Genomic DNA, 17,062 nt, shown 5'->3' on the forward strand with positions numbered 1-17,062 from the left:
GTCGACTCCCCCGGTAGTCGGCCTTCGGAAAAAGCTAGGGATCGGCTGTTTCAATCGTTTGATCGATTTGTTTCCGTAACGAAAAATCCGTCATCAAACGACCGAAAGTGCCCGAACCTGAAAGTGCCCGAACCTCAGGCTTGCGGGACGCAAGATAGTCGCTAGTGCCCCACGAAATTCGGCGCGCGTTTCTGTGCGCGCGCTTCCCGGCCCTCGGCGAGATCGTCGCTCTCCCATGCACGCATCATCGCTGCCACCCGCTCCGCCGCAGGTTCGTCGCGAGCACCGTCACCGTTGAGCACCATCTTGTAGTGCTGCAGAGTGAGGGGTGCGAGGTCGGCGATGGTCGCCGCCCAGTGCTGTGCGTCGGCGAGATCGCCGATGCGGTTGGCGAATCCGAGGTCGTGAGCGCGGTCCGCGGTCAGAGGGTCGCACCCGATCAGCATGCCGCGGGCCTGCCCCGAACCGACGAGCGACACCAGCCGCCGGATCGTCCATTCATCAACGGCCACACCGATTTTCGCAGCTGGTATGCCCGCCAGCGCACCGGGAGTCATGACCCTCAGATCTGCGGCCATCGCCAGCTGAAGTCCCGCACCGAGCGCCGAACCGTTGAGCGCGGCGATCACCGGGATCGGCGTCGCCTCGATCTGCTGGAGGGTGGACACGAGTTCGGCGAGGAATCGGGGATCGTAGACGGGACCCGACAGGTCCGCGCCGGCACAGAACACCGATCCGCGGCCGGTCACGACGATGACACGAGCTCCCGCCTGTTCCGCATCGGTGAACGCCGTCGACAGACCGGCGACCATCTCCTCGTCGAGGGCGTTGCGTTTGTCGGCCCGATCGAGCTCGATGGTGACCACAGGGCCGTCGGAAGACGTGTGAATCATGGCCGAAGCCTACTCAGATGCCAGACTGGCAGTCGTGGATGTCCCGGATTCCGACTGCGATGTGCTGATCATCGGCGGCGGGCAGGCCGGGCTGTCGGCCGCCTACTTTCTGCAGCGCTTCGGACTCGCCGACCGCTATCAGCTGCTCGACGGCTACCCCGGCCCCGGCGGCGCGTGGCAATTCCGCTGGCCGACACTGACCCTGGCCACGGCCAACCGGGTCCACGACCTCCCTGGATACGGACTCGTCGAGGCGCTCGGCAAGGACTGCGACAGTTTCCCGGCCGCCACCGCCGTCCCGGAGTATTTCGGCAAATACGAGCAGCGTTTCGGGCTACGCGCACATCGCCCCTTCCACGTTCGCTCCGTGGACCACGAAGGAAGTGGATTCGCGTCGACACTGAGCACCGGAGGCGTGGTGACCTCGCGGACGATCATCAATGCCTCCGGAACCTGGGAGCGCCCGTTCATCCCGCATGTGCCCGGCATCGGGGAGTTCCGCGGCCGGCAACTGCACACCCACGACTACACCGGTCCCGACGAGTTCTCCGGACAGCGCGTCCTGGTGGTCGGCGCCGGGATCTCGGCGGTCCAGCTCCTCATCGAGATCGCCCGTAATGCTCCTGGCGTGCAGACGTTTTGGTGCTCCCGAACCGAACCATTCTTCGACGACACGCCGTTCGATCCGGACAAGGGACGCCGCGCGGTCGCCCGGGTGGAGGAACGCGTCCGCGCCGGACTGCCGCCGACCTCGGTGGTGTCGGTGACCGGACTGGCCCTCACCCCGACGATCGCGGCCGCCCGCGACGACGGCATTCTGGCGTGGCGCCCGATGTTCACCCGTATCACCGAGACCGGCGTGTGTTGGGACTGCGGCACCGACGGTGTCGATGCGCTCGACGTGGACGTCATCTTCTGGAACACCGGATTCCGAAGCGCGCTGGACCATCTCGCTCCGCTGCACCTGCGTGGGCCCGGTGGTGGCATCGTCATGACCGGGCGACTGGCCACCACCGTCGCTGCGGACCCGCGCATCCAGCTACTCGGCTACGGGCCGTCGGCGTCGACGATCGGTGCGAATCGCGCGGGCCGGGAGGCGGCCCGGAACGTTGCCGAGTTGCTCCCCGCCCGGTGAGCCGACGAGCGCCCTTCGACACCTTCGCCCCGCTGACACCAACCGCAGCTGTCGCGGGTATACGCGTGCGCAGTGCACGCAATGAGTCGACAGGGCTTTGCCCCATGTCAAGTGCCAGGTCCCCGCAGTGGACGAGCGCCGCGGTTGACATGGTCGATGGCGCTGCCGTTGTCGCGGTCGGCGTCAGATCTCGCCGTACCGTCGCAGCGCCTCTTGCCGCTCGGTCTTGTGGTCGACGATCGGCTCCGGGTAGTCGTCGGAATCGATCTCGGGAACCCAGCGTCGGACATACTCGCCGTCGGGATCGAACTTGGTGGCCTGGGACTCGGGATTGAACACCCGAAAGTACGGCGCCGCATCGGTTCCCGTGCCGGCCGCCCACTGCCAGCCGTGCTGGTTCGACGCCATGTCGCCGTCGACGAGCTGATCGAGGAACCATTCGGCGCCCCACCACCACGGCAGATGCAGATCCTTGACCAGGAACGACGCGACGACCATCCGGACCCGGTTGTGCATGTACCCGGTTTCGCGGAGTTGCCGCATACCGGCGTCGACGATGCCGAATCCGGTGCGTCCGTCCTTCCACGCCTCGAACCGTTCCTGCGCCCGCTTCCCGGTATCGAGGGCGATGTCGTCGAACTGGTCATTCCAGTTGTGCCACAAGCTCTTCGGCCAGTGGTACAGCACGTCTGCGTAGAAGTCGCGAAATGCCAACTCCCGCAGGTAAGCCTGCGCGCCTTTCGAATTTCCGAGGTCGGCGGCGAGCGTCCGTGGGTGGATGTTGCCGTATTTGAGGTACGCCGACATCATCGACGTCCCGTCGCGATCCGGCCGATCGCGGTCGGTGTCGTAGCGCGCGAGACCGTCGTCGAGGAATTCGGCCCAGCGTGCGTGTGCCGCGTCCTCACCCGCCGGAAACGCCAGCTTCGTCGGGGCAGCCGGTACGCGGATGCGGCCGGATCTCCGGATATCGCTGGGGTCCAACAGCTTCCGCTTGTCGATCGCCGACGACGCCGACGTACGCCAACCGTGGTCACGCCACTGCCGGAAGTACGGGGTGAACACCTTGTAGGGAGTCCCGTCGGACTTGGTCACCCGCCCCGGCGACACCAGGTAAGGGGATCCGACCGCGCGGATCGGCACGTCGCCCAGAGCGTCGGCCACGGCCGCGTCCCGTCGTCGGCCGAAGGGCGAAAAGTCTTTGCTCACATGGACGGAGGCGGCATCCACCGCGTCGACGATGCGCGGGATCTCCTCGTCGGGCCGGCCGCGTACCACCAGCAGCCGACCAGACAGCTTCTCGTCGAGTTCCCGCAGCGAGTCGAACAGGAAGCTCAATCGCCGTTCGCCCGAGGACTTTTCCAGGCGTGGGTCGACGACGAAACACACCAGCACATCACCGGCCTCGCGTGCCTCGGTGAGCGGGGGCAGGTCACCCAGCCGCAGGTCGCGTCTCAGCCAGAGAACGGCTGCACCGCCCACCGGTGACATTCGGCCCGCTCGGTTTCGCTCCCGGCGTTTAGCTCACACCCAGCAGGTCGATGACGAAGACCAGAGTCTTGCCGGAGAGTCGATGTCCGGCGCCGGCCGGGCCGTACGCGAGTTGCGGCGGCACGGTCAGCTGACGGCGGCCGCCGACTTTCATCCCCGGAATGCCTTCCTGCCAGCCGGGGATCAGCCGGTTGAGCGGGAAGTTCGCCGACTGCCCACGATCCCACGACGAGTCGAACTCCTCGCCGGTGTCGTACTCGACACCCACGTAGTGCACGTCCACGACGCCACCGCGCAGGGCTTCGGCTCCCTCACCCACGACGAGGTCCGTGACCTGCAGCTCGGTGGGTGCGGGCCCTTCCGGGAACTCGACTTCGGGCTTCTCGGCGTTGGCCATCGGGACTCTCCTTTGAGTCGTCGGGTGGGAGTGGACGAGAACGGATCAGCGGTCGCCGATGGTGATGTAATCCCGTTCGGTGTAGCCGGTGTAGAGCTGACGCGGGCGGCCGATCTTGCCGGTCGGATCCTCGTGCATCTCGCGCCAGTGCGCTATCCAGCCGGGAAGCCGTCCGAGCGCGAACAGCACGGTGAACATGCGGGTCGGGAAACCCATCGCGCGGTAGATGACACCGGTGTAGAAGTCGACGTTCGGGTAGAGCTTGCGCTCGACGAAGTAGTCGTCGGACAGCGCGACCTCTTCGAGCCCCTTCGCGATGTCGAGCAGATCGTCTTGCACACCAAGCGATTCCAGGATCGTGTCGGCGGTCTTCTTGACGATCGCGGCGCGTGGATCGTAGTTCTTGTAGACGCGGTGCCCGAAGCCCATGAGCTTCACGCCGTCTTCCTTGTTCTTGACCTTGTTCATGAACTTCTGCGTGTCACCGCCGGAGTTCTTGATGTCCTCGAGCATCTCGAGGACGGCCTGGTTGGCGCCGCCGTGCAGCGGACCCCACAGGGCGTTGATGCCGCCGGAGATCGAGGTGAACAGGTTGGCCTGCGACGACCCGACGAGGCGGACGGTCGAGGTCGAACAGTTCTGCTCGTGGTCGGCGTGCAGGATGAACAGCATGTCGAGGGCCTTGGCGACCTCGGGGTTCACCTCGTAGGGCTCGGCCGGGAACCCGAAGGTCATCCGCAGGAAGTTCTCGACCAGGGTCAGCGAGTTGTCCGGGTACAGGAACGGCTGGCCGGCCGACTTCTTGTAGGCGTACGCCGCGATGGTCGGCAACTTGGCGAGCAGCCGGATGGTGGAGAGCTCGACCTGCTCCGGATCCTTGGGGTCCAGCGAGTCCTGGTAGTAGGCGGAGAGCGCATTGACCGCGCTGGACAGCACCGGCATCGGGTGGGCGTTGCGCGGGAACCCGTCGAAGAAGCGCTTGAGATCCTCGTGCAGCAGGGTGTGGCGCCGGACCTTGTCGGTGAACTCGTCGAGCTGCGCCGGGGTCGGCAGCTCACCGTAGATGAGCAGGTAGCTGACCTCGATGAAGGTCGAGTGCTCGGCGAGCTGCTCGATCGGGATGCCCCGATACCGCAGGATGCCGGCGTCGCCGTCGATATAGGTGATCGCGGACTTGGTGGACGCGGTGTTGACGAAACCGCCGTCGAAGGTGGTCAGACCGGTCTCGGCAAGAAACTTGCCCAGCGCTACCGAATCGCTGCCGTCGGTCGCCTTCAGAATCGGAAGCTCCAGCTGACCACCGGGGTAGGTGAATGTCGCGGATGCCTGATCGGACGCCTGGTCAGCTGGGACTGTTTCAGCGGACACACGAACCCCTTTACTCAGGTGAGAGTTGTCTTGCACACGATCCGGCTCAGGATTGTGTCTGGTAACAACCTAGTCGCTTGCGAGCTCACTCGCCCAAGGAGGGTCCGCGCCGGGGCGTGAGACGGTGATTGCAGCCACCTGACCTGCGTATTCAAGGATCGACAGCCACTGCTCGGCGGTCAGCGCGGACACTGCCGGCCGGGAGAGCGCCCCGAATCGGTCGAGTGCCCGCAGGACCCCGCCCATGACGCTGTCGCCGGCACCGATGGTGTCGACGACGGTCACCGGCCGCGCCGGCGAACTCACCGAAACCGCAGGTGAGCGCACTGTTATGCCATCTGAACCGGCCGTGATGACCACCGCCGCCACACCCGCGGCCAGCCACTCGTCGACGGTGGTGCCGGCCGGACCCGAGGCGAGCCACTCGGCGTCCTCGTCGGAGAGTTTGATCACATCGACACAGGTCGTCCAGGACGCGAAGCGACGCCGGTAGGCGTTGTGATCCTCGATCACCGCGGCCCGGATGTTCGGGTCCAGCGCCACCAGGCGGCCCTGTGCACGACAGCGCTGCATCAGCGATTCATACACGCTCGCACCGGGTTCCAGCACCAGCGACAGCGTGCCGAAGCACACCGCGGCCACCGTCGACGGGAACGGACCCGGATCGGCGACCGTCCGATCGGCGGTGCCGCGGACATAGAAGGAATAGTGGGCCGCACCGTCGGAGCCGATCGTGGCCAGGGCCAGCGACGTGGGGTCGGCGCGGCGCTGCACCAGCGACGTCCGCACCCCACTCGCCTGAAGAGCGGTCATGATCGCCTCGCCGTAGGTGTCGGTCGAGACCGCCGAGCAGAACGCCACCGCGCTGCCGAGTCGGCCCAGCGTCACCGCCACGTTGAACGGGCCGCCTCCGAGTGCGGGTTGCAGCGGCGGCAGCGGCCCCGCCGTTGCCGTGATCGGCGTCGACGACACCACGTCGACCAGGGCCTCACCACACACCACGATCTCCCGCATCTCACCTCCGTTCGACGACGCCATCCTGCCAGGTGTGAGCTTGTAGTTTGGGGACATGAGAGAGTTGCCCGCCGGACCCGACGCGGTGCTGCTCGACTTCACCGACGACGACCAGCCCGCACCGGCCGCGGGCGCGGCGGCCGCCGCGCTGCGGGCGGCTCTGGAGCGCGGTGCACTGCCCGGCATCGTCGATGTCATCCCGAGTGCGCACACCCTGCTGATCCAGGCCGAACGCGGCCGTGGAGTCGACGTGTTGGGCGTCCATCGCGCCCTGCGCGCCGGCCGCGCCCAGCGTGCGGCGACAGGTGACTCGGAGACCCCGCAGATTCTCATCCCGGTCACCTACGACGGCCCCGACCTCGACGCGGTCGGCGCGCTGCTCGACATCGACCCCGCCGAGGTCGCGGAGATCCACCGCACGACGGTGTGGCGGGTACAGTTCATGGGTTTCGCGCCGGGGTTCGGTTACCTTGTGCCACAGAGCGATTCGAAACATCCATTCGCCGACGTCGGGCGCCGGAAGGATGCCCGGACTCGAGTGCCGCCCGGGGCCGTCGCCATCGCCGCCGGCTACAGCGCCGTCTACCCGCGCGAGAGTCCCGGCGGCTGGCACCTGATCGGACACACCGGCGTCACCCTCTGGGACGAACGGTCCACTCCCCCGGCACTTCTGGCGCCGGGCAAACTCGTCCGATTCGTGACCGCCGAGGAGGTGGATCGGTGAAGACGATCATCGTCGTGGAACCCGGACCGCTGGCCACGCTGCAGGATCTCGGGCGTCCGGGATACGGCCATCTGGGCGTACCCCGCTCGGGTGGCGCCGACCGCGGATCGCTCACCCTGGCCAACCGGCTCGTCGGCAATCCGGAGTCGGCCGCGGTCATCGAAACCACCCTGGGACGCTTGCGGATTCGCGCCCGAGGTGAGCTGTTGATCGCGGTCACCGGGGCGCACACCGCGGTGCGGATCGACGGCCTGGCCGTCGGACTGGGTGCGGTGATCCGATTGCCCGACGGCGCAGAGCTGACCCTGGACACCCCGACGTGGGGGCTCCGCAACTATGTGGCGGTGCGCGGCGGCGTCGACGTCGAACCGGTCCTCGGGTCTCGATCCACCGACACACTGTCGGGTGTGGGGCCACCCGCTCTGGCGGCCGGGGGCGAGTTGCCGGTCGGGCCTTTGTCCGGACCGTGGCCCGTCGTGGCCTCAGCACCAGTGGATTCGACGGTCGAGACCGTCGTCGTCCTGGACACCACCGAGGGTCCCCGACGGGCACACGTCCGAGATGCCGGCGACCTGCTGCGTGGCGTGTGGGAGGTCAGCCCGGAGAGCAACCGGGTCGGGGTGCGCCTCGATCGGCCCGCCAATGCCGGCGACCCGTTCGTGGTTCATCGCGAGGGCGTCGACGAACTGGCGTCGGAGGGCGTACCGCACGGGGCGGTGCAGATACCGCCCAGCGGACGGCCGGTGCTGTTCCTCGCCGATCATCCCGTGACCGGCGGTTATCCGGTGGTGGCGGTGCTGACGCCCGAGTCGCTGGATCGCGCCGGCCAGCTCGTCGCAGGCACCCGATTGCGATTTCGCGCGCGGTAAGCCCTTTTGACAGCCGTTTGAGACGAATCTAGACTTCCGTCTCATGACTGAGGTGCTGAGCGACCCATCTGCCGTCACCGACGCCCCCACCCCCGACACCGACAGTGCGTCCGTCGACATCGACGGCACGCCGCAGAGTCAGCGCCCGGACGACTACCCCCCACTCGGGCCCGATTCGCTGACCTGGCAGATCTGGGGCACCTGGACCGGCATGTTCCAGGGATTGTGGGCCGGGTCGATGCAGAACATGCATCCCAAGCTTGGCGCCGCGGTGTGGGAGCATTCGGATTTCTTCGGCGAGCGCTGGCAGCGACTGATGCGGTCGCTGTACCCGATCAGCGGTGTCGTCTTCGACACCATCTCGACCGGCACCGCCACCGGTCACGAGGTCCGTGACTACCACCGCGACATCAAGGGTCGGATGGAGGACGGGTCGCGCTACCACGCGCTCGATCCCGACGTCTTCTATTGGGCGCACGCGACTTTCTGGTACGGCAACGTGCGGCTGTGTGAACGGTTCGGGCCCTGGCTGAGCGAGGAACAGAAGCGTCAGCTGTTCGAGGAGTCCAAGGCCTGGTATGCGTCCTACGGGGTGTCGATGCGTCCGGTCCCCGACACCTACGAGGACTTCCTCGAGTACTGGGACTACATGTGCCGCAACGTCCTTCGCGACCATCCGGCGGTGCGCGCGGTACTCGACATCAGCAAGCTGCCGCCACCGCCGTTCCTGTCGTTCATCCCGGAGAAGTTCTGGTTCCGCCGCATGGCCAAGCCCAACGAGCGGTTCTTCATGTGGCTGACGACCGGCTTCTACGACGAGCCGGTGCGCGAAATCCTCGGGCTCACCTGGACCGAGAAGGACGAGCGCAGGTTCCGACTCCTGGGCCGCGGCGTGAACCTGGTGATGCATCGCGCCCTGCCCAAGCGGTTCCTGCGCCACCCGCGCCCGCGCGACGCCTGGGACCGGGTCACGGGGAAGGTGCCGATGGACGCGCCACTGGTGGAGACTCCCAAGCGCAATCTGCCGCCGACGGCCGAGCGCGACAATCCGATGCACTACTGCCCGGTGCACGCCGCGCGCCGCGCCACCTATCCGGGACGGGTCAGCGGGGACTGAGGGGTTCCCCGTCGGCCGGGTCGGCCGGTTTCCATTCGTGGGTCGAGTAGGTAACCTGGGCCGCCGCAGGCGGCCGGCGTGGGCGAGGAAGAGTCATCCCTTCGCTGGTCGAGTAAGGCACCGAGCGCAGCGAGGCGCCGCATCGAGACCCCCGTCATCCGTCTGCCGTCCCAGCCGTCCCAGCCGTCCCCCGACACAACCCCGTTTCGCGTCGCTCTCCGGGGCGTTCGCTGACACCAGCCACAGCTATCGCGGGTGTATGCGTGCACAGTGCACGCGACAAGCCGCCGCAGCTGTGCTCCATGTCAAAGAAATCTGCGAGAAACGCTCAGAGACTTGAACCGAGCCACGACCAGCTACTGCTGCCCCAACCCCCGCGCCATCGCCTGCCGCACCCGCTGCGCCTCTCGTCGCGCATACGGATTCGACAGTCCCGCACGCGAACCCGCGAGTTTGGCGCCGATGTGCTCGCCGACGGTGATCGGCGAGTAGCGGCTACCGGCGCCGACGCACGACGGCAGGGTGGAGATCGTCGCGTCGATGTTGCCGTCGTGGAAGTAGGCGGCCGAGCGTCGGCGTTCGATGGTGCCGTCGACGACGGGTGGTTTCACCCGGTGCAGCGTCGACATCCACCGTTCGTTGGTCCACCGCGCCATCAGGTCACCCAGGTTGATCAGCAGCGCGCCGTCCTCGGGTGCGACGTCGTGCCAGGTGCCGTGGTGGTCGAGCACCTGCAGACCTCGGACCTGGTCGGCCCAGAGCACGGTGACGATGCCGTAGTCGGTGTGCTCCCCCATGCCGGTGAGTTCGCCGTCGAGTTCGATCTCCCCCGGCGGCAACGCATAGTTGTTCATCCGCAGGACGTCGAGCGAGTGGTCGGTGTAGCCGTCGAAGAAGTCCGGTGGCAGGTCGAGCGCGTCGGCGAAGATGCGCGTCAGCGTGCGTGCCACGCGGGCGGCCTCGGCGAAGTACGCGGACACCGCCGCCTGGAAATGGTCGACGGTCGGCCAGGTGTTGGACGCGTAGTGGTCGGCGGGCAGATCGAGGTCCGGGTACGCCTGTGCCTCGACGCCGACGTTGAAGGCCTCGAAGAAGTCGTTCATCCGGTTCGCGGACTCCACGCCCAGGCTCAGCGACAGCGACTCCGACTTCGGTGGCGCATAGCCCCGGTTGATCTCCGGCGGTGTCCGGTAGGCCTTCTTCGCCTCGATCGGGAGGGCGAAGAACTCGTCCATCACCGTGGTGAACTCGTCGATCACCGCCGACGGGATCTCGTGGCCGACGATCTGCATGAACCCGATCGTGCTGGCCGCGTCGTCGATCTTGGTGGCCACCACGGCCCGGTCCGCCGCATCACCGTGCGCGGTGTACGGCGTGATGTCGATGATGGGCACGCTGAAGGTGCCCGCCTGGTTGTCGACTGTGGCGGTCATGCGACCTATCGTCGCACCGAATCGGTGAACTCGCTGATCAGCGGGTGTGCCGGCGGCGTTGAGCTCAGGCCTTTTGTCCGACCCGATAGGCGACGAACGACGGAATCGCCAGAGCCGCAACGATGGTGAAGACCACCGACAGGATGCCTCCGGCCGTTGTCGTGACCGCGACCCCGATCGATGCGGCGGCCGCGCCGTGGACGACGTCGGCGATGCGCGGACCGCCGGCGACCACGACGGTGAACACGCCCTGCAATCGGCCGCGCAGATCGTCCGTGGACGCGGCCAACAGGATCGACTGCCGGAAGGACGCCGATGCCATGTCGGCGGCCCCGGCGACCATCAGCAACGCCAAGGCCACCGGCAGCATCGGGAACGTCGTGCCGCCCGCGAGACCCACCGCGACACCCAGGCCGGCGATGGCCAGACCCCAGATGATGACGCAGACGATCACCGCGAGGCCCTGCCGCTGCACGTGACTGACCCAGCCGGAGAAGATGCCGCCGACGACCGCGCCCGCCGACAACGCGACGAACAGCATCGCGAAGGCGATGCCGCCGCTGGACGGGCCACCGAAGTTCTCGTGGGCCATCTGCGGGAACAGTGCGCGGGGCATGCCGAAGATCATCGCGATGAGGTCGACGAGAAACGACGCCAGCAAGACCTTGTGGCCCATCAAGTACTTGAGACCATCGATCACCGACCGCAGGCCCGCCACCTTGGGTGCGTCGTCGCCCTCCGGTTTGAGCGCAGGCAGCATCACGACCGCGAAGAGGGTCGGGAACAGAAAGATGGTGTCGACGAGATAGAGCAGCGAGTACCCGAGGACAGGGATCAGTGCGCCGCCGACGAGCGGCCCCGCGATGGCGCCCGCCTGCAGCACCGTGTAGCTCAACGACAACGCCGCCGGCAGTTCCCGATCGGGCAGCAGGCGGGGCAGGATCGCGCTGCGCGTCGGCTGATTCACCGCGAAGAACCCCTGCTGAATCGAGAACAGCACCAGGATGATCCAGACATTCTGCACACCCGACGCCGCTTGCGCCCAGAACAGTCCGCTGCACACGATCATGCCGACCGTGGTGATGATCAGCAGGATTCGGCGGTCGATCACGTCGGCGAGCGCGCCACCCCATAGGCCGAAGACGATCAGCGGGACCAGCCCGAAGATGCCGGTCAGTCCGACGTAGGCCGAACTGCCGGTGATCTGGTAGATCTGCGCGGGCACCGCGACGACGGTGAGCTGAGCACCGATGACGGTGACGATGTTCGCGAGCCAGAGCCGACGGAAGTAGACGTTGCGCAGCGGCGCGGTATCGGCGAGGAGGCGAGGCACCAGAAGAGTTTAGGGGAGGTAAGGATGTGGGCGGTGCGGATGGGTGACCACGACGCCGCCCGAACTCCTACGGCTGCAACCTCTCCGCCTCCCACGCACCGTCGACCAAGCTCACCCGCACCCGGTTGTGCAACCGGTTCGCGCGGCCCTGCCAGAACTCGACGACCTCCGGCTCGAGCCGATAACCACCCCACGACGACGGCACCGGCACCTCGTCACCGTCGTCGAGTCCACCCAGCGATTCGGCCACCTCCGCCGCCTTGGCCTCGAGCTCGATGCGGCTGCTGATGGGTTCGGATTGTGATGACGCGAGGGCGGACAGCTGCGACCCGCGCGGCCGCATGTTCCAGTACTCCTGCGTCTCCTCCATGGTGACGTGGGTGACCGGCCCCCGGAAGTGCACCTGCCGCTCCAGCGCGATCCACGGAAACGTCACCGACGCAAAGGGATTAGCAGCCAGGTCGTGTCCTTTCGCGGAGTCGTAACCGGTGTAGAACACGACACCCGCGGCATCGACACCCTTGCAGAGCACGGTTCGGGTCGACGGCCGACCATCCGCGTCGGCGGTGCCGAGGACCATCGCGTTGGGTTCCGGGATCCGGGCGGCAATCGCCTCGCGCAGCCACACGGTGAACAGATCCAGCCAGGGCGGTTCACCTCGCAACCAGCTCGGGTCCAGGTTCTCGCGAACACCGTCCGCACCCGCAGAGCGGTCTCCCTCCCCGACATTCGGCGGGATGCCGCCGCCGTAACCGACACGCATGTTGGGCAGGTCAATCGGTTCTTCGGGCACGATCGTGAGGCTACCCCGCGCCGACCCGGCGGACAGGCGGTTACTCCCCGGTATGCCATGGCCGGCCGGCTGTCCTACAGTCCATGTGAGTCCAGCCCGACACTTCACAGAGCCGTGTCGAGAGAGGTGGTCACCATGACGCAGCGCGTTCCCGACGATTTCGTCCCGGGCCTGGAGGGCGTCGTCGCGTTCACCACCGATATCGCCGAGCCCGACAAGGACGGCGGCAACCTGCGCTATCGCGGCGTCGACATCGAGGATCTCGTCGAGAACAAGGTCACCTTCTCCGATGTCTGGGCGTTGCTCGTCGACGGGCGATTCGGCGACGGGCTGCCGCCCGCCGAGCCGTTCCCGTTGCCGATCCACACCGGCGACGTGCGCGTGGACGTTCAGGCGGGCCTCGCGATGCTCGCGCCGATCTGGGGATACAAACCACTGCTCGACATCGACGACGCCACCGCCCGCGCCAACCTCGCACGCGCGTCGGTGATGGCGTTGTCCTATGTGGCGCAGTCGGCGCGCGGTATCCATCAGCCGGCGGTGCCGCAGGACGTCATCGACCGGTGCGAGACCGTCACCGCGCGATTCATGACCCGCTGGAAGGGCGACCCGGACCCCAAGCACATCGAGGCTATCGACGCGTACTGGGTGAGCGCCGCCGAACACGGCTTGAACGCGTCGACGTTCACTGCCCGCGTCATCGCGTCGACCGGCGCCGACGTCGCCGCCGCGTTGTCCGGGGCGATCGGCGCGATGTCCGGGCCGCTGCACGGCGGTGCACCCGCGCGGGTGTTGCCGATGATCGAAGAGGTGGAGAACACCGGCGACGCCCGGGGACTGGTCCGCGGGATCCTGGACCGCAAGGACAAGCTGATGGGCTTCGGGCACCGCGTCTACCGCGCCGAGGACCCGCGGGCCCGCGTGCTCCGACGCACCGCGCAGGATCTCGGCGTGCCGCGTTTCGAGGTGGCGGCGGCCCTCGAGCAGGCCGCGCTGACCGAACTGCGCGAACGCCGACCGGACCGGGCCATCGAGACCAACGTCGAGTTCTGGGCGGCGGTGATCCTCGACTATGCCGAGGTCCCGACGCACATGATGCCGGCGATGTTCACGTGTGGGCGCACCGCCGGCTGGTGTGCCCACATCCTCGAGCAGAAGAAGCTCGGCAAGCTCGTGCGGCCGGCCGCGCTCTACACCGGGCCCGGTCCGCGACGTCCCGAGGACGTCGAGGGTTGGGACGAGGTCAAGTTCGCGCCCGGCGTCTGAGGAGTGCGTCCGAGGCGTCAGCCCACGTCGCGCCGACGGAACGCCAGCCATCCGACGACGACGAACACTGCTGAGACACAGAGCATCACGATCATCGGCAGCCACCGCATCGGCTCCACCGGAACCAGCGGGACGTGGGTGAACGGGGACAGATCGTCCACCCACTGCGGCAGATTGAAGAGCCCGGAGAAGGGACCGAGGAACAGCGCCGCGGTCACCACGATCCAGCCCAGATGAACCAGCACCGGACGGATCGCATAGAGCGCCATCGCGAGCGTGACGATCACCAGCGTCGCCGGCACCTGCACGGCAACCGCTTTCGCGGTCTCCCCCGCGGGAGTTGCCCATCCGCCGCCGGCGATCCCGCAGCCGAGCACCATCGCGATCCCCACGGTCACCAGCGCGATCACGGTTCCCGCCACCGAAATTCCCAGGTAGGCGAAGAAGTAGCGACTGCGTGAGGTCGGCACCGCCAGCAGCACCTCGGTGCGCGCACCGTCCTCCTCGGCACGCAGCCGCTCTCCCACGTTCACCGCCCAGGCGCTCGCGGCGACGGCGAGAAAGGTGATCATGGTGATCGTGAACAGGGTGCTGAGCGTGGCGTTTCCGAGCGCGCCCCGGATGACCTGGGAGAACATCTGGTTGCCCGCGGCCAATTGGTCCACCGACGGTCGCATGAATCCGACGACCGCCGCGTAGAAGAAGAGCCCACCGACCCAGGACCGCAGCAGCGGATTCATCAACCGCACGGCGAGCGCTTCGATGGTGCCCAACCGGTTGGTGCCGGGTGGCCCGGGCCGCGGCGCGATCAACCCGGCGCCGTAATCACGATGCACCGCAACCCATCCCGCGACGATCACCGCCGCGACGAAGACCGCGACGGACATCACGGCGGGCCACAGATTGTTCGCCCCGAACGGATCGATCTGCTCGGCCCACCCGATGGGACTGCACCACCGCAGCCACCCCCAGCCGTCGGTGGCGTCGGCCACGCCGCGCAGGAGGTAACCGACCAGTATCACCGAACTGGCCGCGAGGTTGGCAATGTGCGACGTCGTTGCGATCTGCGCAGCTACCAGCGCGATCCCCACCCCGGCGACGCCGGTGGCGGCGTACTGGGCGAACACGGCCACCAGTCCGGCGGCGTCGGCACCATACGGGATGAGCATCAACGACATCCCCAGTGCCACAACGATGGTGAACACCACTGCGACGATGGCGCCCGCGGCGAGCGGTGCCAGCGGTCCGACCGCGCCCGCCCGGATGAGTTCGGTCCGGCCGAGTTCCTCTTCCTTGCGTGTCTGGCGCACCGTCATCACCGCGGCGCACACGCCCAGCGCGGCGATCATGAACAAACCGGCACGCCAGGAGACCACGGCGGCGATCGGTTCGAGACGGGTGAGGTCACCGAGCAGGAACTGGAAGGCGGCGTTGGAGCCGACACCGACCTGCAGCTGGGCGCGTTGGGCCGGATCGGTGTACATCGTCGACACGGCTGCTGCCGTGGACAATTGGATGAGCACGAACAAGGCGACCGTGACGGGCGCGATGACCCGCTCGCGCCGGAAGGCCAGCCGCAGCAGCACCGGCAGGCGAGCAAACGTGCGGGCCACCGCACCCTCGGATGGGCCGGCCGGCGGAGCGCTGAGAGTACTCGCGGTGGTCACGACTGCACCGTCGCATCGTCGTAGGCGTGCAGGAACAGTTCTTCGAGACTCGGTGGTTCCACCGCCAGTGTCCGGACCCCGTGCTGCGCGAGGACCCGGGTCACCGCGGCCAGACCGGTGTCGTCGACGGTGAACGTCGCCGAATCGCCGTCCACCGAGAAGTCGTGCACACCTTCGACAGTGCCGAGTTCCGCCGCATCCGACACGACGGTGGCGGTGACCCGCGACCGCCGCAGATGGCGTAGTTCCGCGAGTGTGCCCGACAGGACGGTCTTGCCGGCCCGGATGATCGTCACCGTCTGGCACAGTTCTTCGACTTCGGCGAGCAGATGGCTCGACATCAGCACTGCGGACCCGGCCGCGGCCCGTTCGCGCACACAGGTGACGAACTCGTGTGTCATCAACGGATCCAACCCAGAGGTGGGTTCATCGAGGATGAGCAGTTCGGCGTCGGCCGCGAGTGCGGCGACGAGTGCCACCTTCTGCCGGTTGCCCTTGGAGTAGGTGGCGGCCTTCTTCGTCGGGTCGAGCTCGAAGCGGTCGATCAATTCGGCTTTACGCGAGGCGGATTCGGTTCGCACGCCGCGCAGCGACAACAGGAGGTCGATGCATTCGCCACCGGTGAGCTGTGGCCACAGGTTCACGTCGCCGGGCACATAGGCGAGGCGCCGGTGAATGGCGACCGCATCGGTCAGCGGATTCAGATCGAAGACCCGCACGCGGCCGTCGTCGAACTGGTAGAGCCCCAACAGAATCCGGATGGTGGTGGATTTGCCCGCCCCGTTCGGGCCGAGGAACCCGGCAACCTCGCCTTGGCGCACAGCAAGATCCAGGCCGTCGAGAGCGCGGAAGGTACCGAATCGCTTGTGCAGTCCGGCGACATCGATCACCGGTGTGTCAGATGGTGCCATCATGTTCCCTCCGATAGTCCAGCACTGTGTGTAACAACGATTCGTCGGCCATCACGCCGTGTACCGCAAGCTCGGTTCCGGGCACGAGCGCTCGCTCCACGTAGCCGCGCACGATGGCACTGCCATCCGACCAGTCGGCCGGCGGGTGCATGACGACGTCGACGAGCAGTGCACCGAGTGATTGCGCGAGCATGTATCGGGCACGGGCCGTTTCATCGAGTGACGGCCGGATCGTTCCCGCGGCCACGCCGGCCCGCAGCGTGGCCTCACCGTCGGCGGCGAGGTGTTCGAGCAGCTCGCGCACCATCTCTCCACCGTCCTGCAGACTCCGGATCAGGTAGACGGTGCGCGTTCCGGTGTCTTCGACGGTGTCGAGCAGCGCGGCGAACCCTCCGAATGAGGTTGCGCCGTAGTCGCTCTCGAGTGCTTGCTCGTTGGCCTCGCGGGTGGCGCGGAGCACGTGGGCATCGCAATCGGCGCGCAGATTCGCCTTGGACCCGAAGTGATGGATGACCAGGCCGGGGCTGACGCCGGCGGCCTCGGCGATGGTCCGCACCGTCGCGCCGAACCCGTCGCGCGCGAAGACCTCGATCGCGACATCCCGCACCCGGGCTCGCGTCGTCCGATCGTCCACCTCGGCTGAACGCACGT

General features: G+C 67.3%; 16 protein-coding genes. 5 read left to right on the forward strand and 11 right to left on the reverse strand.

Annotation, left to right across the window (positions count from 1 at the left end; genetic code table 11):
• Positions 1-161: 161 nt before the first annotated feature.
• Entirely contained in the window at positions 162-893 is a 732-nt protein-coding gene (locus ACWDTI_RS09685; RefSeq protein ID WP_449737858.1) for an enoyl-CoA hydratase, read from the reverse strand.
• On the opposite strand from ACWDTI_RS09685, the gene ACWDTI_RS09690 reads away from it, so the two are divergent.
• Positions 892-2,028, forward strand: coding sequence for an NAD(P)-binding domain-containing protein (locus ACWDTI_RS09690; protein ID WP_449737859.1), 1,137 nt, complete (start codon positions 892-894; stop codon positions 2,026-2,028). The genes ACWDTI_RS09685 and ACWDTI_RS09690 overlap by 2 nt on opposite strands.
• A gap of 183 nt (positions 2,029-2,211) precedes the next feature.
• On the opposite strand, the gene ACWDTI_RS09695 is transcribed toward ACWDTI_RS09690, so the two are convergent.
• The 4 genes from ACWDTI_RS09695 to ACWDTI_RS09710 form a co-directional block, all read right to left on the reverse strand.
• Positions 2,212-3,486: a cryptochrome/photolyase family protein gene (locus ACWDTI_RS09695; RefSeq protein ID WP_449738043.1), complete on the reverse strand. Its 1,275-nt coding sequence runs from the start codon at positions 3,484-3,486 to the stop codon at positions 2,212-2,214.
• Between the two features lie 61 nt (positions 3,487-3,547).
• Positions 3,548-3,916 carry an FKBP-type peptidyl-prolyl cis-trans isomerase gene (locus ACWDTI_RS09700; RefSeq protein ID WP_449737860.1) on the reverse strand — a complete coding sequence of 123 codons (369 nt, stop codon included), beginning with the start codon at positions 3,914-3,916 and terminating at the stop codon, positions 3,548-3,550.
• Between the two features lie 45 nt (positions 3,917-3,961).
• A complete protein-coding gene (locus ACWDTI_RS09705; protein ID WP_449737861.1) occupies positions 3,962-5,284 on the reverse strand; it encodes a citrate synthase in 1,323 nt (440 codons plus the stop codon).
• A gap of 69 nt (positions 5,285-5,353) precedes the next feature.
• Positions 5,354-6,298 carry a carbohydrate kinase family protein gene (locus tag ACWDTI_RS09710; RefSeq protein ID WP_449737862.1) on the reverse strand — a complete coding sequence of 315 codons (945 nt, stop codon included), beginning with the start codon at positions 6,296-6,298 and terminating at the stop codon, positions 5,354-5,356.
• Between the two features lie 55 nt (positions 6,299-6,353).
• Here ACWDTI_RS09710 and ACWDTI_RS09715 point away from each other — a divergent pair, with 55 nt between their 5' ends.
• Genes ACWDTI_RS09715 through ACWDTI_RS09725 form a run of 3 tightly spaced genes read left to right on the forward strand, consistent with a single transcriptional unit; the run spans position 6,354 to position 9,008 of the window.
• On the forward strand, positions 6,354-7,022 hold the full coding sequence (locus ACWDTI_RS09715) for a 5-oxoprolinase subunit B family protein (protein ID WP_449737863.1): 669 nt from the start codon (positions 6,354-6,356) through the stop codon (positions 7,020-7,022).
• Positions 7,019-7,891, forward strand: coding sequence for a 5-oxoprolinase subunit C family protein (locus ACWDTI_RS09720; protein WP_449737864.1), 873 nt, complete (start codon positions 7,019-7,021; stop codon positions 7,889-7,891). The genes ACWDTI_RS09715 and ACWDTI_RS09720 overlap by 4 nt, the downstream gene beginning before the upstream one ends.
• Before the next feature lie 43 nt (positions 7,892-7,934).
• Positions 7,935-9,008: an oxygenase MpaB family protein gene (locus tag ACWDTI_RS09725; RefSeq protein WP_449737865.1), complete on the forward strand. Its 1,074-nt coding sequence runs from the start codon at positions 7,935-7,937 to the stop codon at positions 9,006-9,008.
• A 356-nt stretch (positions 9,009-9,364) separates the two neighbouring features.
• Here the strand turns inward: ACWDTI_RS09725 and ACWDTI_RS09730 are convergent, their stop codons facing one another.
• The 3 genes from ACWDTI_RS09730 to pdxH all read right to left on the reverse strand — a co-directional run bounded on the left by ACWDTI_RS09730 (position 9,365) and on the right by pdxH (position 12,537).
• On the reverse strand, positions 9,365-10,450 hold the full coding sequence (locus ACWDTI_RS09730; RefSeq protein WP_449738044.1) for an isopenicillin N synthase family dioxygenase: 1,086 nt from the start codon (positions 10,448-10,450) through the stop codon (positions 9,365-9,367).
• 55 nt (positions 10,451-10,505) lie between these two features.
• On the reverse strand, positions 10,506-11,774 hold the full coding sequence (locus ACWDTI_RS09735) for an MFS transporter (protein ID WP_449737866.1): 1,269 nt from the start codon (positions 11,772-11,774) through the stop codon (positions 10,506-10,508).
• Positions 11,775-11,841: 67 nt separating this feature from the next.
• On the reverse strand, positions 11,842-12,537 hold the full coding sequence (gene pdxH, locus ACWDTI_RS09740; RefSeq protein WP_449738045.1) for a pyridoxamine 5'-phosphate oxidase: 696 nt from the start codon (positions 12,535-12,537) through the stop codon (positions 11,842-11,844).
• Positions 12,538-12,702: 165 nt separating this feature from the next.
• Here pdxH and ACWDTI_RS09745 point away from each other — a divergent pair, with 165 nt between their 5' ends.
• Positions 12,703-13,833, forward strand: coding sequence for a citrate synthase 2 (locus ACWDTI_RS09745; protein ID WP_449737867.1), 1,131 nt, complete (start codon positions 12,703-12,705; stop codon positions 13,831-13,833).
• Between the two features lie 17 nt (positions 13,834-13,850).
• On the opposite strand, the gene ACWDTI_RS09750 is transcribed toward ACWDTI_RS09745, so the two are convergent.
• The 3 genes from ACWDTI_RS09750 to ACWDTI_RS09760 are packed head-to-tail and all read right to left on the reverse strand — an operon-like array spanning position 13,851 to position 17,060.
• The gene (locus ACWDTI_RS09750; protein ID WP_449737868.1) at positions 13,851-15,500 is read right to left on the reverse strand and encodes an ABC transporter permease; all 1,650 of its coding nucleotides are present in this window, start codon (positions 15,498-15,500) and stop codon (positions 13,851-13,853) included.
• The gene (locus ACWDTI_RS09755) at positions 15,497-16,414 is read right to left on the reverse strand and encodes an ABC transporter ATP-binding protein (protein ID WP_449737869.1); all 918 of its coding nucleotides are present in this window, start codon (positions 16,412-16,414) and stop codon (positions 15,497-15,499) included. The genes ACWDTI_RS09750 and ACWDTI_RS09755 overlap by 4 nt, the downstream gene beginning before the upstream one ends.
• On the reverse strand, positions 16,398-17,060 hold the full coding sequence (locus ACWDTI_RS09760) for a TetR family transcriptional regulator (protein WP_449737870.1): 663 nt from the start codon (positions 17,058-17,060) through the stop codon (positions 16,398-16,400). The genes ACWDTI_RS09755 and ACWDTI_RS09760 overlap by 17 nt, the downstream gene beginning before the upstream one ends.
• Positions 17,061-17,062 lie beyond the last annotated feature (2 nt).

Source organism: Gordonia sp. NPDC003424 (assembly GCF_053588655.1).

Bases quoted from the DNA above. Each gene is read 5' to 3' on its own strand.
- ACWDTI_RS09690 (WP_449737859.1), top strand. From the start codon at position 892: ATGGCCGAAGCCTACTCAGATGCCAGACTGGCAGTCGTGGATGTCCCG.
- ACWDTI_RS09685 (WP_449737858.1), bottom strand. From the start codon at position 893: ATGATTCACACGTCTTCCGACGGCCCTGTGGTCACCATCGAGCTCGAT.
- ACWDTI_RS09700 (WP_449737860.1), bottom strand. From the start codon at position 3,916: ATGGCCAACGCCGAGAAGCCCGAAGTCGAGTTCCCGGAAGGGCCCGCA.
- ACWDTI_RS09710 (WP_449737862.1), bottom strand. From the start codon at position 6,298: ATGCGGGAGATCGTGGTGTGTGGTGAGGCCCTGGTCGACGTGGTGTCG.
- ACWDTI_RS09715 (WP_449737863.1), top strand. From the start codon at position 6,354: ATGAGAGAGTTGCCCGCCGGACCCGACGCGGTGCTGCTCGACTTCACC.
- ACWDTI_RS09725 (WP_449737865.1), top strand. From the start codon at position 7,935: ATGACTGAGGTGCTGAGCGACCCATCTGCCGTCACCGACGCCCCCACC.
- pdxH (WP_449738045.1), bottom strand. From the start codon at position 12,537: ATGCGTGTCGGTTACGGCGGCGGCATCCCGCCGAATGTCGGGGAGGGA.
- ACWDTI_RS09745 (WP_449737867.1), top strand. From the start codon at position 12,703: ATGACGCAGCGCGTTCCCGACGATTTCGTCCCGGGCCTGGAGGGCGTC.
- ACWDTI_RS09755 (WP_449737869.1), bottom strand. From the start codon at position 16,414: ATGATGGCACCATCTGACACACCGGTGATCGATGTCGCCGGACTGCAC.